Source organism: Klebsiella sp. M041, assembly GCF_059759695.1.
This window is the reverse complement of the sequence record NZ_JCAXWU010000012.1, coordinates 118,465-144,675: the sequence shown is the minus strand read 5'-3', so window position 1 is coordinate 144,675 and position 26,211 is coordinate 118,465. Positions and strand designations below refer to the sequence as shown.

Annotated in this window: 24 protein-coding genes; 13 read left to right on the top strand and 11 right to left on the bottom strand. The window is 58.8% G+C overall.

Annotated features, from left to right (window positions below):
- Positions 1-34: 34 nt before the first annotated feature.
- The 3 genes from AC6CWS_RS17265 to tolC all read right to left on the bottom strand — a co-directional run bounded on the left by AC6CWS_RS17265 (position 35) and on the right by tolC (position 3,500).
- Positions 35-1,195, bottom strand: a complete 1,161-nt coding sequence (locus AC6CWS_RS17265; protein WP_023291031.1) for a glutathionylspermidine synthase family protein — start codon at positions 1,193-1,195, stop codon at positions 35-37.
- A gap of 5 nt (positions 1,196-1,200) precedes the next feature.
- Complete coding sequence (locus tag AC6CWS_RS17260; protein ID WP_002916849.1) at positions 1,201-1,872, bottom strand: DUF1190 family protein; 672 nt, start codon at positions 1,870-1,872, stop codon at positions 1,201-1,203.
- A gap of 167 nt (positions 1,873-2,039) precedes the next feature.
- Positions 2,040-3,500, bottom strand: a complete 1,461-nt coding sequence (tolC, locus tag AC6CWS_RS17255) for an outer membrane channel protein TolC (RefSeq protein ID WP_032454074.1) — start codon at positions 3,498-3,500, stop codon at positions 2,040-2,042.
- 196 nt (positions 3,501-3,696) lie between these two features.
- Here tolC and nudF point away from each other — a divergent pair, with 196 nt between their 5' ends.
- Genes nudF through parE form a run of 5 tightly spaced genes read left to right on the top strand, consistent with a single transcriptional unit; the run spans position 3,697 to position 8,101 of the window.
- Entirely contained in the window at positions 3,697-4,329 is a 633-nt protein-coding gene (nudF, locus tag AC6CWS_RS17250) for an ADP-ribose diphosphatase (protein WP_004205241.1), read from the top strand.
- Positions 4,326-4,748, top strand: a complete 423-nt coding sequence (locus AC6CWS_RS17245) for a DUF1249 family protein (RefSeq protein ID WP_004205239.1) — start codon at positions 4,326-4,328, stop codon at positions 4,746-4,748. The genes nudF and AC6CWS_RS17245 overlap by 4 nt, the downstream gene beginning before the upstream one ends.
- A gap of 24 nt (positions 4,749-4,772) precedes the next feature.
- Entirely contained in the window at positions 4,773-5,600 is an 828-nt protein-coding gene (gene cpdA, locus AC6CWS_RS17240) for a 3',5'-cyclic-AMP phosphodiesterase (protein WP_004205237.1), read from the top strand.
- Positions 5,600-6,175, top strand: coding sequence for an esterase YqiA (gene yqiA, locus AC6CWS_RS17235; protein ID WP_065882652.1), 576 nt, complete (start codon positions 5,600-5,602; stop codon positions 6,173-6,175). Before cpdA ends, yqiA begins: the two co-directional genes overlap by 1 nt.
- Before the next feature lie 30 nt (positions 6,176-6,205).
- Complete coding sequence (gene parE, locus AC6CWS_RS17230; protein ID WP_004205235.1) at positions 6,206-8,101, top strand: DNA topoisomerase IV subunit B; 1,896 nt, start codon at positions 6,206-6,208, stop codon at positions 8,099-8,101.
- Positions 8,102-8,174: 73 nt separating this feature from the next.
- Here the strand turns inward: parE and AC6CWS_RS17225 are convergent, their stop codons facing one another.
- From AC6CWS_RS17225 to qseB, 4 genes are all read right to left on the bottom strand, one after another.
- Positions 8,175-8,489 carry a putative quinol monooxygenase gene (locus AC6CWS_RS17225; RefSeq protein ID WP_065882653.1) on the bottom strand — a complete coding sequence of 105 codons (315 nt, stop codon included), beginning with the start codon at positions 8,487-8,489 and terminating at the stop codon, positions 8,175-8,177.
- A gap of 81 nt (positions 8,490-8,570) precedes the next feature.
- Positions 8,571-9,152 carry an NAD(P)H-dependent oxidoreductase gene (locus tag AC6CWS_RS17220; RefSeq protein WP_023291028.1) on the bottom strand — a complete coding sequence of 194 codons (582 nt, stop codon included), beginning with the start codon at positions 9,150-9,152 and terminating at the stop codon, positions 8,571-8,573.
- A 106-nt stretch (positions 9,153-9,258) separates the two neighbouring features.
- Complete coding sequence (qseC, locus tag AC6CWS_RS17215) at positions 9,259-10,608, bottom strand: quorum sensing histidine kinase QseC (RefSeq protein WP_065882654.1); 1,350 nt, start codon at positions 10,606-10,608, stop codon at positions 9,259-9,261.
- Positions 10,605-11,264, bottom strand: a complete 660-nt coding sequence (gene qseB, locus AC6CWS_RS17210; RefSeq protein WP_065882655.1) for a quorum sensing response regulator transcription factor QseB — start codon at positions 11,262-11,264, stop codon at positions 10,605-10,607. The genes qseC and qseB overlap by 4 nt, the downstream gene beginning before the upstream one ends.
- 149 nt (positions 11,265-11,413) lie before the next feature.
- Here qseB and AC6CWS_RS17205 point away from each other — a divergent pair, with 149 nt between their 5' ends.
- From AC6CWS_RS17205 to AC6CWS_RS17180, 6 genes are all read left to right on the top strand, one after another.
- On the top strand, positions 11,414-11,821 hold the full coding sequence (locus tag AC6CWS_RS17205) for a YgiW/YdeI family stress tolerance OB fold protein (protein ID WP_023291025.1): 408 nt from the start codon (positions 11,414-11,416) through the stop codon (positions 11,819-11,821).
- A 77-nt stretch (positions 11,822-11,898) separates the two neighbouring features.
- Positions 11,899-12,768 carry an AraC family transcriptional regulator gene (locus AC6CWS_RS17200; protein ID WP_065882656.1) on the top strand — a complete coding sequence of 290 codons (870 nt, stop codon included), beginning with the start codon at positions 11,899-11,901 and terminating at the stop codon, positions 12,766-12,768.
- 120 nt (positions 12,769-12,888) lie between these two features.
- On the top strand, positions 12,889-15,147 hold the full coding sequence (parC, locus tag AC6CWS_RS17195) for a DNA topoisomerase IV subunit A (protein ID WP_004205224.1): 2,259 nt from the start codon (positions 12,889-12,891) through the stop codon (positions 15,145-15,147).
- Between the two features lie 191 nt (positions 15,148-15,338).
- Positions 15,339-16,076, top strand: coding sequence for a 1-acylglycerol-3-phosphate O-acyltransferase (gene plsC / locus AC6CWS_RS17190; RefSeq protein WP_004205223.1), 738 nt, complete (start codon positions 15,339-15,341; stop codon positions 16,074-16,076).
- A gap of 83 nt (positions 16,077-16,159) precedes the next feature.
- Complete coding sequence (ftsP, locus tag AC6CWS_RS17185) at positions 16,160-17,572, top strand: cell division protein FtsP (protein WP_065882657.1); 1,413 nt, start codon at positions 16,160-16,162, stop codon at positions 17,570-17,572.
- Positions 17,573-17,694: 122 nt separating this feature from the next.
- The gene (locus tag AC6CWS_RS17180) at positions 17,695-19,878 is read left to right on the top strand and encodes a YgiQ family radical SAM protein (RefSeq protein WP_023291022.1); all 2,184 of its coding nucleotides are present in this window, start codon (positions 17,695-17,697) and stop codon (positions 19,876-19,878) included.
- Positions 19,879-19,965: 87 nt separating this feature from the next.
- On the opposite strand, the gene dkgA is transcribed toward AC6CWS_RS17180, so the two are convergent.
- On the bottom strand, positions 19,966-20,793 hold the full coding sequence (dkgA, locus tag AC6CWS_RS17175) for a 2,5-didehydrogluconate reductase DkgA (protein WP_032454068.1): 828 nt from the start codon (positions 20,791-20,793) through the stop codon (positions 19,966-19,968).
- 144 nt (positions 20,794-20,937) lie between these two features.
- Positions 20,938-22,101: an alcohol dehydrogenase gene (gene yqhD, locus AC6CWS_RS17170; protein WP_044524721.1), complete on the bottom strand. Its 1,164-nt coding sequence runs from the start codon at positions 22,099-22,101 to the stop codon at positions 20,938-20,940.
- Between the two features lie 196 nt (positions 22,102-22,297).
- Between yqhD and AC6CWS_RS17165 the strand changes: the two genes are divergently transcribed.
- A complete protein-coding gene (locus AC6CWS_RS17165; RefSeq protein WP_032454066.1) occupies positions 22,298-23,197 on the top strand; it encodes an AraC family transcriptional regulator in 900 nt (299 codons plus the stop codon).
- A 49-nt stretch (positions 23,198-23,246) separates the two neighbouring features.
- Here the strand turns inward: AC6CWS_RS17165 and yghB are convergent, their stop codons facing one another.
- Positions 23,247-23,906, bottom strand: coding sequence for a DedA family general envelope maintenance protein YghB (yghB, locus tag AC6CWS_RS17160; protein WP_004205217.1), 660 nt, complete (start codon positions 23,904-23,906; stop codon positions 23,247-23,249).
- A gap of 131 nt (positions 23,907-24,037) precedes the next feature.
- A complete protein-coding gene (gene metC, locus AC6CWS_RS17155; RefSeq protein ID WP_065882659.1) occupies positions 24,038-25,225 on the bottom strand; it encodes a cystathionine beta-lyase in 1,188 nt (395 codons plus the stop codon).
- Positions 25,226-25,475: 250 nt separating this feature from the next.
- On the opposite strand from metC, the gene exbB reads away from it, so the two are divergent.
- On the top strand, positions 25,476-26,207 hold the full coding sequence (exbB, locus tag AC6CWS_RS17150) for a tol-pal system-associated acyl-CoA thioesterase (RefSeq protein WP_004174395.1): 732 nt from the start codon (positions 25,476-25,478) through the stop codon (positions 26,205-26,207).
- The last annotated feature ends 4 nt before the right edge of the window (positions 26,208-26,211 follow it).

The following is a 26,211-nucleotide window of genomic DNA, read 5'->3' as shown; positions in this document are numbered from 1 at the left end:
TATCGTCGCCGGAGCGCGACATTATTCGACGAAATTATTCGACGAAAATGTGCGGATAGAAGCGCGACAGATCCTGGGTAATCAGCGCCCGGTCTTCACGAATGCCGATCCCGGCGGGCTGATCGTTGATGAGCCAGCTGCCAATCAGCGTGTAGCTGTCACCAAACTTCGGCAGCGGGTAAAATTCCTGCACGATTGTGCCTTCTTCTCCGTACGGGCCTTCCACGGCTTCCAAAACTTTGCCATTCTCAACGATCGACACGTTGGCGCCTTCGCGGGAGAAGATTGGCTTAATGACGTACTTCTCCATCTCCGGATGGGCATCTTCGCTGAAGTAAGCCGCCAGCAGATTCGGATGATTAGGGAACATTTCCCACAGCATCGGCAGCAGCGCTTTGTTGGAGATGATGCTCTTCCACGCCGGCTCCAGCCAGCGGACGCCGGCGTCTTCCAGCTTGGTGGAAAACATCTCCCGCAGCATAAACTCCCACGGATAGAGCTTGAACAGGTTGCCAATCACCTGATCCTGGAGATCGGTAAACTGGCCTTTTTCACCCAGACCAATATCTTCGATGTAGAGGAATTCCGTTGCCAGCCCCGCCTCGGCGGCGCAGTCCTGCAGATATTGCACGGTGCCGCGATCTTCAACGGTATCGCGGCAGCAGGCCATATGCAGCAGCTGGAAGCCAAACTGCTCGCGCAGCTCACCGAAGCGATCGATTAGCTTTTCCTGCAGGCTGTTGAACTGATCGCTGCCCGCCGGCAGCTTGCCGGCGTTGAGCTGGTCTTCCAGCCAGATCCACTGGAAGAAGGCCGCTTCATACAGCGAGGTTGGCGTGTCGGCATTGTTCTCCAGCAGCTTCGGCTCGCCGACGCCATCCCAGGCCAGGTCGAGACGTGAGTAGAGTGACGGCTGGTTGGTTTTCCACGACTGGCGCACAAAGCCCCAGGTGTGTTTAGGGATGCGGAATTTGGCCATCAGCTCATCGCTGGCGATCACTTTTTCCACCACCTGAAGACACATCTGATGCAGCTCGGCGGTGACCTCCTCCAGCTTTTCCACCTGGGCGAGGGTCAGCTTGTAATAAGCCTCTTCGCTCCAGTAGGGCTCGCCGTACATGGTGTGGAAGTTGAAGCCGTATTCGGTCGCTTTCTCGCGCCAGTCCGGGCGCTCGGTAATGCTGACTCTTTCCATGTTGCTTAGCCGCCCATTGAGCGAGAAGAGGAGGTGGAGCCTGCGGCGCTACGCTGCATGGTCGACTGCTTCGCCACCGACTCGCCGAAGCCCCCGCGGGTGACGGTGGTGGTGGTCGCTGGCTTCGGCGCCATCGCGGTTTTCGGCACGTTCATGGTGCGGCCCGGCTGGGCGGCGCCATAGCTCTTGCCGCTGGCGTCAGTGTACTGACCGTAGGCCGGGCTGGCCGGGTTTTTGGAGCTGAACAGCGGCTGCTGTTGCGCCATGCCGCCGCCCATCAGGCGGCCCATCATGTAGCCGGCCATCAGCGGCATCCAGAAGCTGCCGCTGCTTTGCGCCTGCGCCTGGTTTTCCGGGGCGACGCCCGCCTGGGCAGGCGTTTGCTGGCACTGGCCTTCGCCAAACTCGGCGACGCAGTCTTCGCGGGTGGCATATTTCGGCGCGGTGCGCTCTGCCTCTTTTACCGCGTTGGTGTAGGCCGTGGTGCATTCGGCAGCTTTGCCCGGGTTGGCGGCGGAGCAGTCATCGGCGTTCTGGTACAGCGAGACCGTTTCGTCGCTTTTTTCACAACCGGCAAGCATAAAGACCGCGGTGACGGCCAGGGCGACCGGCGTCAGGTGGCGTGCGCTCCAGCTTTTGCGGAACGACGAATGATTAATATTTTTTGTCCGTTTCATATTTGTCTTCCTGGACCCAGTGGTATGGCGTGTGTTAACGCTCAGGATAGAGGATGAGTGGTGGAAAATGAAGCGAAGAGGGGCGCTAAGCGGGGGATCTTTACGTTGCCTTACGTTTAACGCATCGCCTGTCCGGCGGACAGGCGATGCGCGTCACAGTATGAGAATTACTGACGGAACGGATTGCTGCCGCTGCTTTGGGTCGTCGTCCGTGCAGACGCCGGCTTCACGGCCGCGGTCGTGTTGCCGTAACCGTCGGCAGTGGCATCCTGCTGCGGATTTTCCGGCGCGACGCTGTCCGCGGAGGTGGAGATCGGTTTGCCCAAGGTGTTGTTCAGGGCGACCAGATCCTGCTCGTTCAGCGTACCTAACGCCGACTTGATGTTCAGCTCGTTGATCAGGTAGTTGTAGCGCGCATTCGAGAGCTGCTGTTTGGCGTTGTACAGCGTGGTGGTGGCGTCGAGGACGTCAACGATAGTACGGGTACCCACCGAGTAGCCAGCTTCCATCGCATCCAGGGAGCTTTGCGCAGAGACCACCGCCTGTTTGTAGGCGTTGATGCTGCTGATAGAGGCATTCACGTTGTTAAACGAAGAACGCACGGTCTGGACCACGCTGCGGTGAGCGCTTTCCAGCTGCTCGCTGGCGCCGACGAAGTTGTACTGCGCCTGTTTAACCTGCGAGTTAACCATCCCGCCCTGATACAGCGGCATGGAGAAGCTCAGGCCGATTTTGTTCTGACCGATATCAGCATCTTGCGCGATGCTGTTTGAGCCGCTGTAGCGGTTGTTGGAAACGCCCGACGAGGCGTTCAAATCCAGGGTCGGCAAATGGCCGTCCTGCGCCTGGCGAATCTGCTCGCGGGCCAGATCCTGGCTCAGACGCGCCTGCAGCAGCGACAGGTTGCGGTTCTCCGCTTCCTTCAGCAGGGCGTTCACCGCCTGCGGTTTGCTGGTTTTGAAGCCGTCTACGTTCAGGGAGGCCAGCTCCGGGTAGTAGTTGCCGGTAACCTGGCGCAGCTCTTCCACGGCGTTGTCGAGATCGTTACGCGCGGTCACTTCGTTCGCCAGCACGGCGTCGTATTGTGAACGGGCGTTCTGCACGTCGGTGATCGCCACCAGACCGACGTTAAAGCGCTGGGTGGTTTGATCCAACTGGCGGTAAATAGCCTGTTTCTGCGCTTCGGTATAAGAGAGCGTGTCGATGGCGGCCAGCACTTTGAAATAGGCCGTCGCGGTATTCAGAATCAGCGTTTGCTGATCGGTCTGATACGTGACATCCTGAATGCCTGCCGTTTTTTCCTGCAGCGTCAGGGCGCGCCATTTCGACATATCAAACAGAACCTGCGTTAACTGCAGCGAGCCGCTGGTGACGTTAGAATTCTGGTCTTTATAATCACGGAAGCCGCTGGTATAGGTATAATCCGCTCCCAGCCCGAGCTGAGGCAGTAATGGACTGCGCGCTTCGTTGATCTTTTCGAACGCGGCGTCACGATCGGCTGCCGATTTACGCAGATCGGGGTTGCTGATGCGCGCCTGCTGGTAAACCTGAAGCAGGTTTTCCGCCTGGCTCATGGCGCTGAACCCGGTCAGGCTCAGGCCGATAAGAATGGGGAGCAATTTCTTCATTTGCATTCCTTGTTGTGAAGCATTTAGCGCTGGTCTAATTCTAAGAAAAATTCCGCTGATTGTATCGATTCTGCCGCCGTAAAAAGTTGGCGTTACGTGCCATCCGGCGGTAATTTGCACCAATCTAACATACGGACCGTAAAACGGTAGCCAAACGGTCTGGAAATCCCTCATTTCGGATTAGCAGGACATGACAATGAGCAAACCCATTCACCAGGGAATTACCTTCTCCAAAAATGATGTAGAAATTATTGCACGCGAAACGCTGTATCGTGGTTTTTTTTCGCTCGATTTATACCGTTTTCGCCACCGTCTGTTTAACGGCGGCATGAGCGGCGAAGTCACCCGTGAAATTTTTGAGCGCGGGCATGCCGCCGTCTTGCTACCCTTTGACCCGGTGCGGGACGAAGTGGTGCTTGTCGAACAAATCCGTATCGCCGCCTATGATACCAGCGAGAGCCCTTGGCTGCTTGAAATGGTCGCCGGCATGATCGAGGCGGGTGAGACGGTAGAAGATGTCGCCCGTCGGGAAGCGCTGGAGGAGGCCGGACTTGAAGTTGGGCGGACGAAACCAATATTAAGCTATCTGGCCAGTCCTGGCGGCACCAGCGAACGGTTATCGATCCTGGTGGGCGAAGTTGATGCATCGACGGCAAAAGGCATTCACGGCCTGGCCGAGGAAAATGAGGATATTCGGGTGCATGTGGTGAGTCGGGAGCAGGCTTACCAGTGGGTAGAAGAGGGGAAAATCGACAACGCAGCCTCTGTCATCGCCTTGCAATGGCTGCAATTGCATTATCACAATTTACGAAACGAGTGGACAAAATGAAGCGTTATACACCTGACTTCCCTGAGATGATGCGCCTGTGCGAGACCAATTTCGCCCAGTTGCGCCGCCTGTTGCCGCGAACGGATGCAGCGGGTGAGAAGGTGAGCTATCAGGTGGGAAGCGCGCAATATCGGTTAACGATAACGGAATCAACCCGCTACACTACTCTGGTGGCGATAGAGCAGACTCTGCCAGCGGTGAGCTACTGGAGTCTGCCGTCGATGACCGTTCGCCTCTACCATGACGCCATGGTGGCCGAAGTGTGTTCGAGTCAGCAGATCTTTCGCTTCAAAGCGCGATATGATTATCCTAATAAAAAGTTGCATCAACGCGACGAAAAGCATCAAATTAACCAGTTTCTGGCCGACTGGCTGCGTTACTGTTTAGCACATGGAGCGATGGCGATTCCGGTTTGTTAGCGTCGTTAAACCTAAGGACACCATTTGGAAAGCCTGTTAAACCTACCTCTGGCTGGTGAGGCCAGAGTCAGGATCTTACAAATTACTGATACTCACCTGTTTGCTGAAAAACATGAAACGTTGTTAGGCATCAATACCTGGGAAAGCTATCAGGCCGTACTGTCGGCCATTCATGCCTCACAGCGTCCATGCGATTTGATTGTCGCAACAGGCGATTTGGCGCAGGATCACTCCTCCGCGGCCTACCAGCATTTTGCTGAGGGCATCGCGAGTTTCGCTGCACCCTGCGTCTGGCTACCGGGCAACCATGATTTCCAGCCGGCGATGTACAGCACCCTGCAGGAGTCGGGCATTTCCCCCGCCAAGCGCGTGTTTCTCGGCGACCACTGGCAGATCCTGCTGCTGGACAGCCAGGTGTTTGGCGTTCCCCATGGCGAGCTGAGCGACTTCCAGCTGGAATGGCTCGAACATAAGCTGGCGGAGGCGCCGGAGCGTTATACCTTACTCCTGCTGCATCATCATCCGCTGCCGGCCGGCTGCAGCTGGCTGGATCAACACAGTCTGCGCAACGCCGGCGCGCTGGACAGCGCGCTGAGCGCCTGGCCGCGGGTGAAGCATCTGCTGTGCGGCCATATTCATCAGGAGCTGGATCTCGACTGGAATGGCCGACGTATGATGGCGACGCCGTCGACCTGCGTTCAGTTCAAACCGCACTGCGCCAATTTCACCCTCGATACGGTGTCGCCGGGCTGGCGCTGGCTGGAGCTTCACCCTGACGGAACGCTGACCACCGAAGTGTGCCGCCTGGAAGGCGCGGCGTTTCATCCGGATATTGCTTCAGAAGGCTACTGATGGCGACGCTCCTTTATCTGCACGGCTTTAACAGTTCTCCGCGCTCGGCGAAGGCGACGGCGTTAAAGACCTGGCTGGCGCAGCACTATTCTGAGATCGCCATGGTGGTGCCGGAGCTGCCGCCTTACCCGGCGGAAACGGCGGAGCTGCTGGAGTCCATCGTGCTGGAGCACGGCGGCGAGCCGCTGGGGGTCGTAGGGTCGTCGCTGGGCGGCTACTACGCCACCTGGCTGTCGCAGTGCTTTATGCTGCCAGCGGTAGTGGTTAACCCGGCGGTGCGGCCGTTTGAGCTGCTGAACAATTTTCTCGGCCACAATGAGAATCCGTACACCGGGCAGCAATATGTGCTAGAGTCTCGCCATATTTACGATCTCAAAGTCATGCAAATCGACCCGCTCGAAGCGCCGGATTTACTCTGGCTGCTGCAGCAGACCGGGGATGAAGTGCTTGATTACCGCCAGGCCGTTCATTACTACGCCTCCTGCCGGCAGACGGTGGAGGAGGGCGGTAATCACGCATTTGTCGGCTTTGACGATCATTTCACTCAGATTATCGAATTTCTCGGCCTGCGCTAAACGGCCCTGAACGACCTACGAATACACACCATGACGCAATCTTCATATAACGCTGATGCCATTGAGGTACTCACCGGGTTAGAGCCGGTGCGCCGCCGTCCGGGCATGTATACCGACACCACCCGTCCTAACCATCTTGGTCAGGAAGTGATTGATAACAGTGTGGACGAAGCGCTGGCAGGCCATGCCAAACGCGTGGAAGTGATCCTGCACGCCGACCAGTCCCTCGAGGTGATTGACGACGGGCGCGGGATGCCGGTCGACATTCACCCGGAAGAGGGGGTGCCGGCGGTTGAACTGATCCTCTGCCGGCTGCACGCGGGCGGTAAGTTTTCCAACAAAAATTACCAGTTTTCCGGCGGTCTGCACGGGGTGGGGATTTCGGTGGTCAACGCCCTGTCAAAACGCGTGGAGGTCAACGTGCGTCGCGACGGTCAGGTCTACAGCATCGCCTTTGAGAATGGTGAGAAAGTAGAGGACCTGCACGTCACCGGCACCTGCGGTAAACGCAACACCGGGACCAGCGTCCATTTCTGGCCGGACGAAAGCTTCTTCGATAGCCCGCGCTTCTCCGTTTCGCGTTTGACCCACTTGTTAAAAGCGAAAGCGGTGCTGTGCCCGGGCGTGGAAATTGTTTTCCGCGACCAGGTCAACAACAGCGAGCAGAGCTGGTGCTATGCCGATGGCCTTAACGACTACCTGAGCGAAGCGGTGAACGGCCTGCCGCTGCTGCCGGAAAAACCTTTCGTCGGCACCTTCTCCGGCGAGACGGAAGCGGTGGACTGGGCGCTGCTGTGGCTGCCGGAAGGCGGCGAGCTGCTGACCGAGAGCTACGTCAACCTGATCCCGACCATGCAGGGCGGGACGCACGTCAATGGCCTGCGTCAGGGGCTGCTGGACGCGATGCGTGAGTTCTGCGAGTACCGTAATATCTTGCCGCGCGGGGTGAAACTGTCGGCGGAAGATATCTGGGATCGCTGCGCCTACGTGCTGTCGGTGAAGATGCAGGATCCGCAGTTCGCCGGGCAAACCAAAGAGCGCCTGTCGTCGCGCCAGTGCGCGGCGTTCGTCTCCGGCGTGGTGAAAGACGCCTTCAGCCTGTGGCTGAACCAGAACGTGCAGGCCGCGGAGCTGCTGGCGGAGATGGCCATTTCCAGCGCCCAGCGCCGTCTGCGCGCCGCCAAGAAAGTGGTGCGCAAAAAGCTGACCAGCGGTCCGGCGCTGCCGGGTAAGCTGGCCGACTGCACCGCCCAGGATCTGAACCGTACCGAGCTGTTCCTCGTCGAAGGGGATTCGGCGGGCGGTTCAGCCAAGCAGGCGCGCGATCGTGAATATCAGGCGATCATGCCGCTGAAAGGCAAGATCCTGAATACCTGGGAAGTCTCTTCCGATGAAGTGTTAGCTTCGCAAGAAGTACACGACATTTCGGTGGCTATTGGGATTGACCCGGATAGCGATGATTTAAGCCAGCTGCGCTACGGCAAAATTTGTATTCTGGCGGATGCGGACTCCGATGGCCTGCACATCGCCACGCTGCTGTGCGCGCTGTTTGTGAGACATTTCCGTACCCTGGTGAAAGAGGGGCACGTCTACGTGGCGCTGCCGCCGCTGTACCGTATCGACCTCGGCAAAGAGGTCTACTACGCGCTGACGGAAGAAGAAAAAACCGGTGTGCTGGAGCAGCTGAAGCGTAAGAAGGGCAAGCCAAACGTCCAGCGCTTTAAAGGTCTCGGCGAGATGAACCCGATGCAGTTGCGGGAAACCACCCTCGACCCGAATACCCGCCGCCTGGTGCAGCTGGTGATCAGCGATGAGGATGAGCAGCAGACCACGGCGATGATGGATATGCTGCTGGCCAAGAAGCGTTCCGAAGATCGTCGTAACTGGCTGCAGGAGAAGGGCGATATGGCGGACCTGGAAGTGTAAGACCGCGCGCTGCGCCAGACGTAAAAGGGAGCCTCAGGCTCCCTTTTCTTATTTCGTTTCTGCGTCAGCGGGCTTAGACGCCAGCCTGCAGGATACGGATGTTGGTCTCCAGCACATCGCCTTTGACCGCTTCCGACCAGGCTTTCATGTGCGGGGTCTGCAGGTGCGCTTCAAGATGCGCGACGCTTTCCCACTGTTCCACCATGACGATAGAGTCAGGAGCGCTGGTCTGGAAGCTGACGCCAGCGGCATGATCCACCATGGGCGCATAGCCGTGGCAGCCGGCTTCCTGCAAAACGGTCGGAATAATTTTCGCGAACTGATCGAGAACCGCCTGGCGGTGGTGCTGGCCCGGGCGGGTACGGATTTCTGCAATCACTGTTAACATGGTTAACTCAACTCCTTCTGTGTGGATCTTGTCATACTCCAGGTTCGAATAACTCGAAATATGTAGAGCATAGACCCCTAGTTAACCAAAAATTTCCGCCAGATGCTTGCGATATTCTGCGATATACCGTGGGACATCAGGCATTTTAATCACGTCGTTGGCGATAAAGGTTGGCAGCGCCTCCATACCCAGGAACTGGTTGGCTTTATGGAACGGCAGGTAAACGCCGTCCACGCCGACGCCGTGGAAGAACTGTTCTTCGTCGGTGAAGGCTTCCATCGGCGCGTTCCAGGTCAGGGAGAGCATATATTTTTTCCCTTGCACCAGGCCGCCGGAGCCATATTTTTTGCTGGCGTCGGAGCGGGTACGGCCATCGCTGGCGTACAGCGAGCCGTGGCCTTCGGTAAAGACGTCATCCATATATTTTTTCACCGTCCACGGGGCGCCCATCCACCAGCCCGGCATCTGCCAGATCACCACATCGGCCCAGAGGAAATTCTGCACTTCGGCTTTTACGTCATACTCGCTGTCGGCGCGAACGCTTTTAACATCGTGTCCGGCGTCGCGCAGATAACTCTCCGCGACCTCGGTCAGGGTGTCGTTCAGCTGGCCATTCGAGTGCGCGAATTTTTTTGCGCCATTGATAATCAGGATGTTGCTCATCATTTGTCCTCAATCTTGAAAATTTGCCGACGATCTTACCCCGCGAAGCGGGGCAGTAAAATGAGCAAAATGTGCAAAGTCTTTTGCTAAATGAGCAATAATATCGCTACCAGTCAACGCGGGCTTCGAAGCCGCCGTCGCGGGCATTGGCAAACTCGACGCGCATGCCGTGCAGCGAGGCGATGCGCCGGACGATCGACAAACCCAGGCCGCTGCCCGTAGCATCCTGACCCGGCGGGCGGTAGAAACGCTCGCCGATGCGCGCCAGCGCCTGCGGGCTGATGCCGGGGCCGTTATCGCGTACCCGAAACTCGCGGGCGTTGAGGGTGATATCGACCTGGCTGCCGCGCGGGCTGTAGCGCACCGCGTTATCCAGCAGATTGCGCACCAGCAGGCTAAGGAGCAGCGGCTGGCCGGTGCGGGAGATGCCAGAGACATTAAGATGCAGGCGCAGCTCAATCCCGGCCTGCTGCGCCGGGTGGTACATCTCCATTACCGCCGACTGCAGCAGATCGTCGATGGCGACCGGCTGCACGTCGTCCAGCTGAGCGAGCGAGTCCAGCCGCGACAGCGTCAGCAGCTGATCCACCAGACGGGTGGCGCGATCGATCCCCTGATGGAGCTGAGCCAGGGCTTTCTCACGCCCTTGTGGATCGTCCAGAGAGAGCTGGGCGACTTCAGTCTGTACCTTCAGCGCCGCCAGCGGGCTGCGCAGCTCGTGGGCGGCATCAGAGGTAAACCGACGCTCGCGCAGCATGACGTCGTGGGTGCGCTGGAACAGCTGATTCAGCGCCTCGACCAGCGGGCGGACTTCAGTGGGGATCTTCTCCACGCTGAGCGATTCCGCCGAGTCCGGCGCGCGCAGGCGCAGCGTGCGCGCCAGATGTTTCAACGGCGCCAGTTCGCGGCTTAACAGCACGATGAGCAGCACGAACATCAGCGGCAGGGCGATCATCCACGGCGTCAGCTGCGAGGTAACAATGTCCATCGCCATTTCGCGGCGATAATCCCACTCCTGGCCGACGGCGATGCGGTGGCGGCCATCGGCGGTGGTTAACCACAGGAAGCGCCACTCGTCATCATCGCCGCGCAGGTAGCCATCGCTGAAGCCCTCGCGCTGCGAGTGCCATTGAATATCCTCCCCGTTTTCGCCGTCGTTAAGCACCATTTTGCCGTCGCGGGTGAAGATGGCGAACGCCAGCGCATCGTCGTCGATATGCCCGTGGCGCACCTTTTTCTTTTCCCCGAGCGATGCCGGCGGGGCGCGGAGCTCTTCGAAATTCATGACGCTCAGGCGGCGGGCGAACAGCAGCTGCTGGGTATCAAACAGTTTATCCAGCTTTTTACTGGTCTGCTGCCAGGCGATCACGCTGGCCACCCCCCAGGCGGCGGCGGTCAGCACGGCAAACAGCAGCGTCAGACGCAGGCGCAGGCTCAGGCGGGCAAGTCGTTTCATGCGTCACCCAGGGTATAGCCGATGCCGTGGACGGTACGGATAAATTCACTGCCGAGTTTGCGGCGCAAATGATGGACGTGAACTTCCACGGCATTGCTGGAGACCTCGTCGTCCCAGGTGTAGAGCTTTTCTTCAATAAGCTTACGCGGCAGCACGCGCCCGGCGTTACGCAGCAGCAGTTCCAGCAGGGCGAACTCCTTCGGCTTCAGCGTCAGGCTTTCGCCGCCGAGGCTGGCGGTTAAGCGGTTCGGGTCAAGGCTCACCTTGCCGTGGCGCAGCTCGCTGCTGCTTTGGCCGTGGGCGCGGCGGATCAATGCTTCCAGGCGGGCCGCTACCTCAATCAGGGCGAAAGGTTTGCACAGATAATCATCGGCGCCCAGGCGCAGCCCCTCCACCCGCTGGCTGAGGGCATCGCGGGCGGTGAGGATCAGCACCGGCTCATGGCGGCCTTTGTCGCGCCACTCGCGCAGAATATCGAGGCCATCGATGCCGGGAAGGGTGAGATCAAGAATTGCCGCGTCGTAGGGGGCGCTGTATAAGGCGTTTTTGCCCTCCAGCCCGGCGGTAAACCAGTCGATGCTGAAGCCCATTTTGCTCAGCCCGGCCTTGATGCCATCGCCGATTAACTTGTCATCTTCCACCAATAATATGCGCATTTTCCCTCCTGCCAACCCGGCTGCTCTGCGCAGTAAACCGCGTTGCGACCGGGGTTGTACAGCATTAAAATTTCTTTTTTCCCCTTAAGAAGTCGTTAAGTTTTGTCGGGCGTAATAGGAGCCATATCAACACGAAGGGAGAACACATCATGAAGAAAATTGCTGCGATGACCGCGATCGTTGCCCTGGTTTCCATGCCGGTGCTGGCTGCCGGACAGGGCGGGTATACCGGTCCTTCTGCGACCACGCCGGCAAGTTCGACCACCCAGGGCGGCGGATTTACCGGCCCGAGCGGCGCGGTCACCACCGTCACCAATGTCAAATCGCTGCGGGACGATACCTGGGTGACCCTGCGGGGCAAAATTACCGAGCGCGTGTCCGACGATCTGTATAAGTTCCAGGATGCTACCGGGGTGATAAATGTCGATATCGACCACAAACGCTGGAACGGTGTCACCGTCGGCCCGCAGGACACGGTAGAAATTCAGGGGGAAGTCGATAAGGACTGGAACTCGGTGGAGATCGACGTTAAACAGATCCGTAAAATCACGCCATAAGTCTCCGGCGGATAAGCGCAAGATCGGTCAGGAATCGCTATCCTCGCTCTGTCAGAGTATGTCGCGAGGAGGAGACGATGAACGATATTAAGGCCAGCCCGGCGTATGTCGGGCGCTTCCAGCGCGTCTGTAGATACATTGCGCGCCATCTTGATGAGCCGCTGTCGCTGGAGGCGCTGAGCGCGATAGCGCACAGTTCGCCTTACCATTTTCACCGGCAATTTAGCGCGTATACCGGCATTCCCTTGTACCGGTATATTCAGTGGTTGCGTCTGCGACGCGCCTGTTGGCGCCTGGCGTTCAACCCCCGCGATAAAATCATCGACATTGCCCTTGATGCCGGATTTCAGAATGCGGAGTCGTTCAGTCGTGCCTTCCGTACCGCGTTTGACCAAAGCCCGACCCAGTTCCGTCAGCAACCGGACTGGGCCGAATGGCATCGACGCGTACCGAAACATACGCTACAGGAGCAAACGTCGATGGACGTCAATATCATTTCGTTCCCCACCACCCGGGTAGCCGTCCTGCACCATTGTGGCAGCCCGGACCTTGTCAACGCCACCGCCGCGCGTTTTATCGCCTGGCGTAAGACGAGCGGATTATCGCCCGTTGCCACCAGCGAAACCTGGGGGATCGCCTGGGACGATCCGCAGACCACCCCGCAGGAGGCATTTCGTTTTGATCTCTGCGGTACGGTCGAACGGTCGGTTGGTGAAAACCCCTTTGGCGTGATTAACGGCGAAATCCCCGGCGGACGCTGCGCCGTCGTGCGCCATCACGGCTCGCTGGACACCCTGGCGAACAGCGTTTGGTATCTCTATCGCGACTGGTTACCCGCTTCAGGCGAGACGTTACGGGATTTTCCGGTCTACTTCCGTTACCACAATTTTGTCCACCAGGTGGCTGAGCATGAGCTGCAAACCGATATTTATCTGCCGCTGGCCTGATTAAGGTGACGGAATCCTCAACCGATCTCACGGCCTGTGACTCAGGGCGTGAGATCGGGTATTATCGCGGGTAGTTTTGCCGTCCGAACGGTCGGTACCCAGATTGAGGATCCACGATTAATGAGCGATATGGCAGAGCGCCTTGCGCTGCATGAATTTACGGAAAATGCTTACCTGAACTACTCCATGTACGTGATCATGGACAGGGCATTACCGTTTATTGGCGATGGCTTAAAACCGGTCCAGCGTCGCATCGTCTATGCGATGTCCGAACTGGGGCTGAACGCCAGCGCCAAATTCAAAAAGTCCGCCCGCACCGTCGGCGATGTGCTGGGTAAATATCACCCACACGGCGACAGCGCCTGCTATGAAGCGATGGTGCTGATGGCGCAACCCTTCTCCTATCGCTATCCGCTGGTGGATGGCCAGGGGAACTGGGGGGCGCCGGACGATCCGAAATCCTTCGCCGCCATGCGTTACACCGAATCCCGCCTGTCGAAGTATGCCGAGCTGCTGCTCAGCGAGCTGGGGCAGGGGACGGTCGACTGGGTGCCAAACTTTGACGGTACGCTGCAGGAGCCGAAAATGCTGCCGGCGCGCCTGCCAAACATCCTGCTCAACGGCACCACCGGCATCGCGGTGGGCATGGCGACCGATATTCCGCCTCACAACCTGCGTGAAGTGGCGAAAGCGGCGATTACGCTGATTGAGCAGCCGAAAACGACCCTCGACGAACTGCTGGATATCGTGCAGGGACCGGATTTCCCGACCGAGGCGGAGATCATCACTTCGCGGGCGGAAATTCGCAAAATCTACCAGAACGGACGCGGCTCAGTGCGCATGCGCGCGGTATGGAGCAAAGAGGACGGCGCGGTAGTGATCAGCGCGCTGCCGCACCAGGTCTCCGGCGCCAAAGTACTGGAGCAGATTGCCGCGCAGATGCGCAATAAAAAGCTGCCGATGGTGGACGACCTGCGCGACGAATCGGACCACGAAAATCCGACCCGCCTGGTGATCGTCCCGCGCTCCAACCGGGTGGATATGGAGCAGGTGATGAACCACCTGTTCGCCACCACCGATCTGGAGAAGAGCTACCGCATCAACCTCAATATGATCGGTCTCGACGGCCGCCCGGCGGTAAAAAACCTGCTGGAGATCCTCAGCGAATGGCTGGTGTTCCGTCGCGATACCGTACGTCGCCGTCTGAACCACCGGTTAGAGAAGGTCCTTAAGCGCCTGCATATCCTTGAAGGTTTGCTGGTGGCGTTCCTCAATATTGATGAAGTCATCGAGATCATCCGCACGGAAGATGAGCCGAAGCCAGCCCTGATGTCGCGCTTTGCCATCAGTGAAACCCAGGCGGAAGCGATTCTGGAACTGAAACTGCGCCATCTCGCCAAACTGGAAGAGATGAAGATCCGCGGCGAGCAGAACGAGCTGGAAAAAGAGCGCGATCAGCTGCAGGCGATTCTGGCCTCTGAACGTAAGATGAACAACCTGCTGAAGAAAGAGCTGCAGGCCGATGCCGATGCTTTCGGCGACGATCGCCGCTCGCCGCTTCACGAGCGTGAAGAAGCGAAAGCGATGAGCGAGCATGATATGCTGCCGTCTGAGCCGGTCACCATCGTTCTGTCGCAGATGGGCTGGGTGCGCAGCGCCAAAGGGCACGACATCGACGCCCAGGGGCTGAGCTATAAAGCGGGCGACAGCTGGAAAGCCTCGGCGAAGGGCAAGAGCAACCAGCCGGTGGTGTTTATCGATACCACCGGGCGCAGCTATGCCATCGATCCGATTACCCTGCCCTCGGCGCGTGGCCAGGGTGAGCCGCTGACCGGCAAGCTGACGCTGCCGCCGGGCGCGACCGTGGAACATATGCTGATGGAAGGCGACGATCAGAAACTGCTGATGGCCTCCGACGCCGGCTACGGTTTTGTCTGCACCTTCAACGATCTGGTGGCGCGCAACCGCGCCGGCAAAGCGTTGATCACCCTGCCTGACAACGCGCATGTGATGCCGCCGCTGGTCATTGAGGACGAGTCCGATATGCTGCTGGCCATCACCGCCGCCGGGCGGATGCTGATGTTCCCGGTCAGCGATCTGCCGCAGCTGTCGAAAGGCAAGGGCAACAAAATCATCAACATTCCTGCGGCGGAAGCCGCCGCCGGCCAGGACGGTCTCGCACATCTGTTTGTCCTGCCGCCGCAGAGTACGCTGACCATTCATGTCGGCAAACGGAAGATCAAACTGCGTCCGGAAGAGCTGCAAAAAGTCACCGGCGAGCGCGGCCGCCGCGGTTCGCTGATGCGCGGGCTGCAGAAGATTGACCGTGTTGAAATTGACTCGCCGCGCCGCGCCGCGGCAGGCGATAGCGAAGAGTAAGCGCTTCTCCTCCCGTCTTTGACGGGAGGAGGCGAAAAAAAGCCGCAAAATCGTTGTTTATTCAGGCGTTGCGATTAACAATGTCCATCATCAGGGGCCCAGGAAGAACGGTCCCGGCCTGCGCAGAACTTGTGAGCCTGCCTTCTGCCAGCAGCGAATAATTCTAAGCGGTTTGGGTTTTAGAGGTAGCTATGCTATTCATTTTTCGAGTAATTTTTGTGGTCATTTATTGCATCGTAGTGTGCATACTTGGCTGTCTGTACTGCTTGTTCAGCCCGCGTAATCCAAAACACGTTGCCACTTTCGGCCATCTGTTTGGCCGCTTATCCCCGGTGTTTGGTCTGAAGGTGGAGCTGCGCAAACCTGCCGATGCGGAAAGCTATGGCAACGCGATCTACATCGCTAACCACCAAAACAACTATGATATGGTGACGGCATCTAACATCGTGCAGGCCCCGACGGTCACCGTGGGGAAAAAGAGCCTGTTGTGGATCCCGTTCTTTGGCCAGCTGTACTGGCTGACCGGTAATCTGCTGATTGACCGCAATAACCGAACCAAAGCGCACGGCACCATTGCCGAGGTCGTCAACGCCTTTAAAAAGCGTAAAATTTCGTTCTGGATGTTCCCGGAAGGGACCCGTAGCCGCGGTCGCGGTCTGCTGCCGTTTAAAACCGGCGCCTTCCACGCGGCTATTGCCGCCGGCGTGCCGATTATTCCGGTGTGTGTCTCGAATACATCGAATAAAATAAAGCTCAATCGCTGGAACAACGGTCTGGTGATTGTGGAAATGCTGCCGCCGGTGGATACCAGCCAGTTCGGTAAAGACAACGTGCGCGCGCTGGCGACGCATTGCCGCGAGCTGATGGCCGCCAAAATCGCTGAGCTGGACAACGAAGTGGCCGAGCGCGAAGCGGCCGGTAAGCAATAAGACAGGAAACGCCGCCAACGCGCGCGTATTGCTGGCGGGAAACGAATTCCCTTTTTCATTTGTCAGTATGTCATGGAGTTAATATGTCACTCAGTCGGCGTCAGTTTATTAAGGCTTCCGGCGTAGCGCTGTGCGCTGGCGCCGCGCCGCTGAAGGCCCATGCCGCCGGCCAGCAGCCTGCGCTGCCGGTTCCGCCGCTGCTGGAGTCCCGTCGCGGTCAGCCGCTGTTTCTGACGCTGCAGCGTTCACACTGGTCGTTTACGCCAGGCACCCGCGCCCCCGTCTGGGGGATCAATGGCCGCTATATGGGGCCGACGATCCGCGTCTGGAGCGGGGACGACGTCAAGCTTATCTACAGCAACCGTCTGACGGAGAACGTCGCGATGACCATCCGCGGCCTGCAGGTGCCTGGCCCGCTGATCGGCGGCGCGGCGCGCATGATGTCGCCGAACGCCGACTGGGCGCCGGTGCTGCCGATCCGGCAGAGTGCGGCGACGCTGTGGTACCAGGCCAATACGCCGAACCGGATGGCGAAGCAGGTCTATAACGGTCTGGCCGGCATGTGGCTGGTGGAGGATGAGGTGAGCAAGAATCTGCCGATCCCTAACCACTATGGCGTCGATGACTTCCCGGTGATAATTCAGGACAAACGGCTGGATAACTTCGGCACGCCGGAATATAGCGAACCGGGCAGCGGCGGCTTCGTCGGCGATACGCTGCTGGTCAATGGCGTGCAGAGCCCCTATGTCGAAGTGTCCCGCGGCTGGGTGCGTCTGCGCCTGCTGAACGCTTCTAACTCCCGGCGCTATCAGCTACAGATGAGCGATGGCCGACTGCTGCATGTCATTTCCGGCGACCAGGGGTTCCTGCCGGCGCCGGTTTCGCTCAAGCAGCTGTCGCTGGCGCCGGGGGAACGGCGTGAAATTCTGGTCGATATGACCAACGGCGATGAAGTGTCCATTACCTGCGGCGAAGCGGCGAGCATCGTCGACCGTATCCGCGGCTTTTTTGAACCGTCCAGCATTCTGGTCTCCACGCTGGTGCTGACCCTGCGCCCGACCGGGCTGCTGCCGCTGGTCACCGACAGCCTGCCGGCGCGTCTGCTGCCGACGGAGCTGCTCTCCGGTACGCCGATCCGCAGCCGGGATATCACGCTCGGCGACGATCCGGGGATTAATGGCCAGCTGTGGGATCCGCAGCGTATCGATATCACGGCGCAGCAGGGGACCTGGGAGCGCTGGACGGTGCGCGCCGACCGCCCGCAGTCGTTCCATATTGGAGGGGTGATGTTCCAGATCCGTAACGTCAACGGCTCGACCCCTTTCCCGGAAGACCGCGGCTGGAAGGACACCGTGTGGGTCGACGGGCAGGTCGAACTGCTGGTCTACTACGCCCAGCCGTCGTGGCCGCACTTCCCGTTCCAGTATCTGAGCCAGACGCTGGAGCTGGCCGACCGCGGTTCGATTGGCCAGATGCTGGTGAATCCCGCACCGTAAACTGTTCGACCCTGGCCGGCATACGGTCAGGGTTTGAGAAAATCCTCCTTCATTTCCACTATCATTCCGGCTTATAATCCACGCCCTTTTGGTTATTTTTTTATCATTTCCCCGGAAGCAATATGAGCGCAATATCCCTGATCCAACCGGATCGTGACCTTTTTTCCTGGCCGCAATACTGGGCTGCCTGTTTTGGCCCTGCGCCATTTTTACCGATGTCGCGTGAAGAGATGGATCAACTTGGCTGGGATAGCTGCGACATTATTCTGGTCACCGGCGACGCCTACGTCGACCACCCGAGCTTCGGAATGGCTATCTGCGGCCGCATGCTGGAAGCGCAGGGGTTCCGCGTGGGGATCATCTCCCAACCGGACTGGAACACCAAAGACGACTTCATGCGTCTGGGCAAACCGAACCTGTTCTTCGGGGTGACCGCCGGCAACATGGACTCGATGATCAACCGCTACACCGCCGACCGTAAGCTGCGCCATGACGACGCTTACACCGCCGGCAACGTGGCGGGCAAGCGCCCGGACCGCGCCACCCTGGTGTATACCCAGCGCTGTAAAGAGGCGTGGAAAGATGTGCCCGTGATCCTCGGCGGCATCGAAGCCAGCCTGCGCCGTACCGCGCATTATGATTATTGGTCCGATACCGTGCGCCGCTCGGTGCTGGTGGACTCCAAGGCCGATATGCTGATGTTCGGCAACGGCGAGCGTCCGCTGGTGGAAGTGGCCCATCGCCTGGCGATGGGCGAAACCATCGACCAGATCCGCGATGTGCGCAATACCGCCATCATGGTGAAAGAGGCTCTCCCGGGCTGGAGCGGCGTAGACTCCACCCGTCTGGATACCCCGGGCAAAATCGACCCCATCCCGCACCCGTATGGTGAAGATCTGCCATGCGCCGATAACAAACCGGTCGCGCCGAAGAAACAGGAAGCGAAAAGCATCACTGTGCAGCCGCCGCGGCCAAAACCGTGGGAAAAAACCTATGTGCTGCTGCCTTCTTTCGAGAAGGTGAAAGGCGATAAGGTCCTGTACGCTCACGCCTCGCGCATTCTGCACCATGAAACCAACCCCGGCTGCGCCCGGGCGCTGATGCAAAAGCACGGCGAGCGCTACATCTGGATCAACCCGCCGGCAATCCCGCTCTCCACCGAAGAGATGGACAGCGTCTTCGCCCTGCCTTACAAGCGCGTGCCGCATCCTTCCTATGGCGATGCGCGCATCCCGGCGTATGAGATGATCCGTTTCTCGATCAACATCATGCGCGGCTGCTTCGGCGGGTGTTCGTTCTGCTCGATCACCGAGCACGAAGGACGCATTATCCAGAGCCGTTCAGAGGATTCAATCATCAATGAGATCGAAGCCATTCGCGACACGGTGCCGGGCTTTACCGGCGTGATCTCCGATCTCGGCGGACCCACCGCCAACATGTATATGCTGCGCTGCAAATCGCCACGCGCCGAGCAGACCTGCCGCCGACTCTCCTGCGTCTACCCGGATATCTGCCCGCACATGGATACCAACCATGAGCCGACGATCAACCTTTACCGTCGCGCCCGCGAGCTGAAGGGCATCAAAAAGATCCTTATCGCCTCCGGGGTACGCTATGACATCGCGGTCGAAGATCCGCGCTATATCAAAGAGCTGGCGACCCACCACGTCGGCGGCTATCTGAAGATCGCGCCGGAGCATACCGAAGAGGGCCCGCTGTCGAAGATGATGAAGCCGGGAATGGGCAGCTACGACCGCTTTAAAGAGCTGTTCGACACCTATTCGAAGCAGGCGGGTAAAGAGCAGTATCTGATCCCGTACTTTATCTCCGCCCACCCGGGGACCCGTGATGAAGACATGGTGAACCTGGCGCTGTGGCTGAAGAAGCACCGCTTCCGTCTCGACCAGGTGCAGAACTTCTATCCGTCGCCGCTGGCGAACTCGACCACCATGTATTACACCGGCAAAAACCCGCTGGGCAAGATCGGCTATAAGAGTGAAGAGGTGGTGGTGCCGAAGGGCGATAAACAGCGCCGTCTGCACAAAGCGCTGCTGCGCTATCACGATCCGGCCAACTGGCCGCTGATCCGTCAGGCGCTGGAGGCGATGGGCAAGAAACACCTGATTGGCTCACGTCGCGACTGCCTGGTGCCGGCGCCGACTCTGGATGAGATGCGCGAAGCGCGTCGCCAGAACCGTCATACCCGCCCGGCGCTGACCAAGCACACGCCGATTGTGCATCAGCGTTCTAACGGTGGCGCAACGGCGAAAAAGCCCGTTAAACGGGGTAAAGTCGCCGGGCGTTAAGCCTGACTTTGCGCCCGGCAGCGTTTCGCTGACCGGGCGGTTTCTCAAGCCGGACACGCGTCAGCGCTGCCCGGCTTTTTTTCCCTGTTATCCGCCGAACTGATCCGGGTCGGGCCCCAGACGCTTGCCCTGATCCAGCCTGGCAATCTCCCCCAATTCTTCTTTATCCAGGCGGAAATCCCAGACGTTAAAGTTTTCGGCGATGCGCGACGGCGTGACGGATTTCGGGATCACCACCAGACCGCTGTCGAGATGCCAGCGGATGACAATCTGCGCCGGCGTTTTGCCATATTTATCAGCCAGCTGATGGATAACTTTCTGATCGAAGACGCCCTTACCGCCCTGGGCCAGCGGGCTCCAGGATTCGGTCTGGATCTTGTGGGTGGCGTTCCAGGCGTGCAGCTGCCGCTGCTGCAGCAGCGGATGCAGCTCTATCTGGTTGATCACCGGCGCGACGCCGGTTTCATCAATCAGCTTCTGCAGATGCGGCACCTGGAAATTACACACGCCGATGCTCTTCGCCAGCCCCTGCTGCTGCAGCTCAATCAGCGCCTGCCAGGCCTCGACGTAATGGCCGATAGCCGGCACCGGCCAGTGGATTAAATAGAGATCCACATAGTCCAGCTTCAGCTTGCTGAGGCTCTCTTTCAGCGCCTCGTGCGGCCGTTTTTGATCGTCGTTCCACAGCTTGGTGGTGATGAATAGCTCATCGCGATTGACGCCAGCGCTTTGCAGGGCGTTGCCGACGCCAGCCTCATTTTGGTACGCGGCGGCGGTGTCAAAAGAGCGATAACCGACTTCCAGCGCCTTATGAATGGCGGAGACGACTTCCTCGTTGCCAGCTTTCCACACGCCGAGACCCAGCTGCGGCATCAGGTTGCCGTCGTGTAGTTTTATAACGGTTGGATGTGTCATGCCTTCCTCCTGTTAATGAACTCGGCGAAGCAGGATCCGCCGAGGGGTAGCATTAAGTCTGGACGAAATAGCTAAAAACGGTAGTAAAAACACCTCTCCCCGACGTTTGTTTAACGTAAGGGGAGGTGAATCAGGCGGGGTAACTTAGCGGGCAGCCTCGTAGATACGACGGCTGACGTCCAGGGTGATATCCTGGTGCTCGCCCAGTTTGGTCATGCCGTGCTCTTCCAGTTTCGCCAGCAGCGCCGGGATGGAGCTACCGTCGAGACCGTAATCGGAGAGGCGGGTCGGCACGCCCATCTGCTCGAAGAACTGGCGCGTCGCGGCGATGGCGGCATCGATGCGCTGGTCGTCTGAGCCCTCGGTGATATGCCACACGCGCTCCGCATATTGCAGCAGCTTCTCACGCTTGGTATCGCGCTTCTCATTCCACAGCGCCGGCAGAACGATAGCCAGCGTCTGGGCGTGATCGAGACCATGCATCGCCGTCAGTTCGTGACCAAGCATATGCGTTGCCCAGTCCTGTGGCACGCCAGCGCCGATCAGGCCGTTCAGCGCCTGGGTCGCGGCCCACATAATGTTGGCGCGCACGTTATAGTTTTCCGGCTCCTGCAGCGCTTTCGGGCCATCCTCGATCAGGGTCAGGAGAATGCCTTCGGCGAAGCGGTCCTGAATTTTGCCGTCAACCGGGTAGGTGACGTACTGTTCTACGGTATGGACGAAGGCGTCAACCACGCCGTTGGCGACCTGGCGCGGCGGCAGGGTATAGGTGTAGACCGGATCGAGGATCGCGAACTGCGGCTGAACGTGGGAAGACATAAACGCACGTTTGTCGCCGGTGGTTTTCCGCGAAATCACCGCCCCTTTGTTTGATTCAGAACCGGTCGCCGGCAGAGTGAGAACCGAGCCCATTGGAATGGCGCTGGCGATCTTACTGCCATAGGTTTCCAGTATTTCCCACGGATCGATGTTGGCGTCATAGTGGGCTGCTGCCGCGATAAATTTGGTGCCATCCAGCACCGAACCGCCGCCGACCGCCAGCAGGAAGGTGACCTTCTCTTCACGGGCGAGCTTCACCGCGTTCATCAGGGTTTCGTAAGACGGGTTCGGCTCGATGCCGCCAAATTCAAGGACGTCCAGGCCATTCAGGGCGGTCAGTACCTGATCCAGGACGCCCGTTTTTTTCACGCTGCCGCCGCCGTAGGTAATCAGTACGCGAGCTTCCGCCGGGATCTGTTCACGCAGTTTTTCAATCGCGCCTTTGCCAAACAGAATGCGGGTTGGGGTATGCAGGTCAAAATTATTCATTGCTTGAGTCCTCAAAAGAGTAAAACCGCCGACAGGGACGATACCGCTGCCCGATGACGGTTATTGTGGTCCTGGCGCCGTTGCCCCTCAATGCACATTTCTGCCTATGTCTTGCCTATTTCTCCATATGGCTGGAGAATTCGCGGCGGCCTGCGCACAATGTACGGGTGAAGAAACATCGGGAGAGACGGTGGCAATGCAACACGCAGAGATATGTCAGACTCTGACAGAAAAGGTTAACCAGCTGAAAGATAAGCACGAAATGTTAAGTTCGCTGCTACCCGACGTCCGCCTGCTGTACGGGACGCAGCCGGGACCGCGGATGCCGGTGATGTACCAGCCGGGGATCGTTTTTCTCTTTTCTGGCCATAAAATTGGTTATATCAATGAGCGGACGTTTCGCTACGATACAAACGAATATCTGCTGCTGACCGTACCGCTGCCTTTCGAATGCGAAACCTTTGCCACCCCGGAGGTGCCCCTGGCCGGCATGCGCCTGAACGTCGATATCCTGCAGCTGCAGGAGCTGCTGATGGATATTGGCGAGGATCCGCTGTTTCAGCCCGCCGTCGCCTCCAGCGGGATAAACTCCGCAGTGCTCTCGGAGGACATCTTGTGCGCTGCTGAACGGCTGCTCGACGTGATGGAGCGGCCGCTGGACGCGCGGATCCTTGGCAAGCAGATCGTCCGCGAAATTCTCTACTATGTGCTGACGGGACCCTGCGGCGGCGCGCTGCTGGCGCTGGTCAGCCGGCAGACCCACTTCAGCCTGATTAGCCGCGTACTCAAGCATATCGAGAGTCAATACACCGAAAACCTCAGCGTCGATCGGCTGGCGGCGGAAGCGAATATGAGCGTATCGGCGTTTCACCATAATTTTAAATCGGTGACCAGCACTTCGCCGCTGCAGTATCTGAAAACCTACCGTCTGCACAAGGCGCGCATGCTGATGATCCATGACGGGATGAAGGCCAGCGCGGCGGCGATACAGGTGGGATATGAAAGCCCTTCCCAGTTCAGTCGCGAGTTTAAGCGCTACTTCGGGATGACGCCCGGGGAAGACGCCGCGCGTATTCGTACGATGCAGGGAATGTAATACCGGGGAGGGAGCAGGCCGGGCGGGCGCAGCCCCCCGGCAGTCGACGTCAGGCGCTGCAGTATTTCTTTTTGATCACCACGAACAGCGTGCCGAGCAGGCCAGCCAGCAGCAGGGCAATCGGCAGGATCATCAGGCAGGTCATCACCTGATCTTCATGACGCTTCACGAACGGGATCATGCTCAGCGCATAGCCGAGGCCCGTGACCACGCCGACCCACAGCAGGGCGCTCAGCCAGTTGAAGAACTGGAAGCGGCGGTTCGGCAGACCGGAAATCCCCGCCATGGTTGGCAGCAGGGTACGGACAAATGCCAGAAAGCGGCCCGCGAGCAGCGCCAGCAGACCGTGGCGGTCAAACATGCAGGTGGCGCGCTGATGGTACTTATGCGGCAGGTGCGCCAGCCAGCCTTTCACCGTTTGCGTATTGCCCAGCCAGCGCCCCTGTACATAGCTCAACCAGCAGCCGAGGCTGGCGGCGGCGGTCAGAATGGCGATAGTGGGCACAAAGTCCATGACGCCTTTAGCAATCAGCGCGCCGGCGAGCAGCAGCAGGCTGTCTCCAGGTAAAAAGGAGGCAGGCAGCAGCCCGTTTTCCAGAAACAGGGTCGCGAACATAACCAGATATACAACGCCCACAACATGAGGGTTCGCCAGTGCGGCAAAATCATGTTGCCACAGCGCGGCGACAATCTCTTGAATGACAACCATGGACTTTCCTAAGTGGTACCGTATTGTTGACTAGTGTACTCCTGAAGAGACCCGAGCACCTTGATCCCGGGCGCAACAAAAGCGGCCGCTCTGATAAAAAGCGTCCGCTATTGTTGCCACTGACTGTCACTTTACACGATACGCGCGAAGCCCGCTGCTAAATCCGCCTGCAGATCGTCAACATTTTCGAGACCAATGTGCAAACGGATCAACGTGCCGCTGAAGTCGACTTCCGCATCCGGTCGGATGTGAGCGATTTGCTCGGGCTGATTGGCCAGAATCAGCGATTCAAAGCCGCCCCACGAGTAGGCCATGCTGAAGAGGCTGAAGTTGTCGAGATACGCTGCCAGCTCAGCGTCGTTGAGACGCTTGTTGAGCACAAACGAGAACAGCCCGCTGCTGCCGGTAAAATCGCGCTTCCAGAACTCATGGCCTTTACTGCCGGGCAGAGCGGGGTGGTTGACCCGCGCCACCTGCGGATGCTGCGCCAGCCACTCGGCGATGCGCAGGCTGCTTTCATGATGCTGACGCAGGCGGACGCCCAGCGTGCGCAGGCCGCGGCTGGTCATATAGGCGGTATCGGCGTCCAGCATTTGCCCCATCAGATAGGCATTCTCACGCAGCTGCGGCCAGCAGCGCGCGTTCGCCACCGCGGTGCCGACCATGGCGTCGGAGTGGCCGATCAGGTATTTGGTGCCTGCCTGAACAGAAATATCAATGCCAAAATCCAGCGCTTTGAACAGGATCCCCGCCGCCCAGGTGTTATCGATCATGATAATCGCTTCCGGGGCGACCTGACGCACGGCGGCGACGATCGCCGGCACATCGTGCACTTCCATGGTGATGGAGCCGGGCGATTCCAGGAACACCACGCGGGTCTCAGGGCGAACCAGACGGGCAATATCGGCGCCGATTAAGGGATCGAACCAGCTGGTGGTCACGCCGAGTTTGGCGAGAATTTTGGTACAAAAATCCTGGCTTGGCTCATAGGCGGTATTGGTCATCAGCACATGGTCGCCCTGCTCGACAAACGCCAGGATAGTGTTGGCCACCGCGGCGGCGCCGCAGGGGAAGAGGGCGCAGCCGGCGCCGCCCTCCAGCTCGCACATCGCTTCCTGCAGCGAGAAGTGGGTCAGGGTGCCGCGCCGCCCGTAGAACAGCTCGCCGTTGGCCCGATTGCGGGTGGCGTGCTTTTTGGCCTCTACGGTGTCGAAAACCAGCGATGACGCGCGCTGGATCACGCTGTTCACTGAGCCCTGAGTATATTTTTTGCTCCGCCCGGCGTTGACCAGCGCGGTATCAAGATGTTTGTCAGCCATGTTGATGAACCTGTTTTTATACGTCTGGACGTCTAAACTAGCATGAATCTTCTTTTCTGTACCAGCGCGCTGCCGATACAGGTGAAAATTTTACCAGGCTCGCGGTTAGCCACTTTTTTACTGCGTAAGCGCAAGGAAAATAAACGTGATTTGCTGCACAGTGTAAATACTAATGAGAACCACTATCAATTCGATGTCGTTTTGATATTATTGTGGGCAGATTTTGTGATTATCGTCGTGGAGATAGAGCGTGGGTAATAATTTGATGCAGGCGGATCTCTCCGTTTGGGGTATGTATCATCATGCCGATATTGTCGTTAAGGTGGTGATGATTGGCCTGATTCTGGCGTCGGTCGTCACCTGGGCCATCTTCTTCGGTAAAGGGGCGGAAATCCTCGCCAGCAAGCGTCGCCTCAAACGTGAACAGCAGCAGCTGGCGGAAGCCCGCTCTCTCGATCAGGCCAGCGATATCGCCAGCGCCTTTGAGGCGAAAAGCCTCACCACCCAGCTTATCAATGAAGCGCAGAACGAACTCGAACTCTCCGCCGGTGCCGAAGACAATGAAGGCATCAAGGAACGAACCGGTTTCCGCCTTGAGCGCCGCGTCGCGGCCGTCGGTCGCCATATGGGGCGCGGCAACGGCTACCTGGCCACCATCGGCGCCATTTCGCCGTTCGTGGGCCTGTTCGGCACCGTCTGGGGCATCATGAACAGCTTTATCGGCATCGCCCAGACCCAGACCACCAACCTTGCGGTGGTGGCGCCGGGCATCGCGGAAGCGCTGCTGGCGACAGCTATCGGTCTGTTCGCCGCCATCCCGGCGGTGGTCATCTACAACATCTTCGCCCGCATGATCGGCAGCTATAAGGCCTCGCTCGGCGACGTCGCCGCTCAGGTACTCCTGCTGCAAAGCCGCGACCTGGACCTCAGCGCCAGCGGCGTGAAGCCGGTGCGCAGCGCGCAGAAATTACGGGTAGGTTGATCGG

Coding starts and splice junctions, on each gene's coding strand:
- AC6CWS_RS17265 (WP_023291031.1), bottom strand. CDS start 1,195: ATGGAAAGAGTCAGCATTACCGAGCGCCCGGACTGGCGCGAGAAAGCG.
- AC6CWS_RS17260 (WP_002916849.1), bottom strand. CDS start 1,872: ATGAAACGGACAAAAAATATTAATCATTCGTCGTTCCGCAAAAGCTGG.
- tolC (WP_032454074.1), bottom strand. CDS start 3,500: ATGAAGAAATTGCTCCCCATTCTTATCGGCCTGAGCCTGACCGGGTTC.
- nudF (WP_004205241.1), top strand. CDS start 3,697: ATGAGCAAACCCATTCACCAGGGAATTACCTTCTCCAAAAATGATGTA.
- AC6CWS_RS17245 (WP_004205239.1), top strand. CDS start 4,326: ATGAAGCGTTATACACCTGACTTCCCTGAGATGATGCGCCTGTGCGAG.
- yqiA (WP_065882652.1), top strand. CDS start 5,600: ATGGCGACGCTCCTTTATCTGCACGGCTTTAACAGTTCTCCGCGCTCG.
- parE (WP_004205235.1), top strand. CDS start 6,206: ATGACGCAATCTTCATATAACGCTGATGCCATTGAGGTACTCACCGGG.
- AC6CWS_RS17225 (WP_065882653.1), bottom strand. CDS start 8,489: ATGTTAACAGTGATTGCAGAAATCCGTACCCGCCCGGGCCAGCACCAC.
- AC6CWS_RS17220 (WP_023291028.1), bottom strand. CDS start 9,152: ATGAGCAACATCCTGATTATCAATGGCGCAAAAAAATTCGCGCACTCG.
- qseC (WP_065882654.1), bottom strand. CDS start 10,608: ATGAAACGACTTGCCCGCCTGAGCCTGCGCCTGCGTCTGACGCTGCTG.
- qseB (WP_065882655.1), bottom strand. CDS start 11,264: ATGCGCATATTATTGGTGGAAGATGACAAGTTAATCGGCGATGGCATC.
- AC6CWS_RS17205 (WP_023291025.1), top strand. CDS start 11,414: ATGAAGAAAATTGCTGCGATGACCGCGATCGTTGCCCTGGTTTCCATG.
- AC6CWS_RS17200 (WP_065882656.1), top strand. CDS start 11,899: ATGAACGATATTAAGGCCAGCCCGGCGTATGTCGGGCGCTTCCAGCGC.
- parC (WP_004205224.1), top strand. CDS start 12,889: ATGAGCGATATGGCAGAGCGCCTTGCGCTGCATGAATTTACGGAAAAT.
- plsC (WP_004205223.1), top strand. CDS start 15,339: ATGCTATTCATTTTTCGAGTAATTTTTGTGGTCATTTATTGCATCGTA.
- ftsP (WP_065882657.1), top strand. CDS start 16,160: ATGTCACTCAGTCGGCGTCAGTTTATTAAGGCTTCCGGCGTAGCGCTG.
- AC6CWS_RS17180 (WP_023291022.1), top strand. CDS start 17,695: ATGAGCGCAATATCCCTGATCCAACCGGATCGTGACCTTTTTTCCTGG.
- dkgA (WP_032454068.1), bottom strand. CDS start 20,793: ATGACACATCCAACCGTTATAAAACTACACGACGGCAACCTGATGCCG.
- yqhD (WP_044524721.1), bottom strand. CDS start 22,101: ATGAATAATTTTGACCTGCATACCCCAACCCGCATTCTGTTTGGCAAA.
- AC6CWS_RS17165 (WP_032454066.1), top strand. CDS start 22,298: ATGCAACACGCAGAGATATGTCAGACTCTGACAGAAAAGGTTAACCAG.
- yghB (WP_004205217.1), bottom strand. CDS start 23,906: ATGGTTGTCATTCAAGAGATTGTCGCCGCGCTGTGGCAACATGATTTT.
- metC (WP_065882659.1), bottom strand. CDS start 25,225: ATGGCTGACAAACATCTTGATACCGCGCTGGTCAACGCCGGGCGGAGC.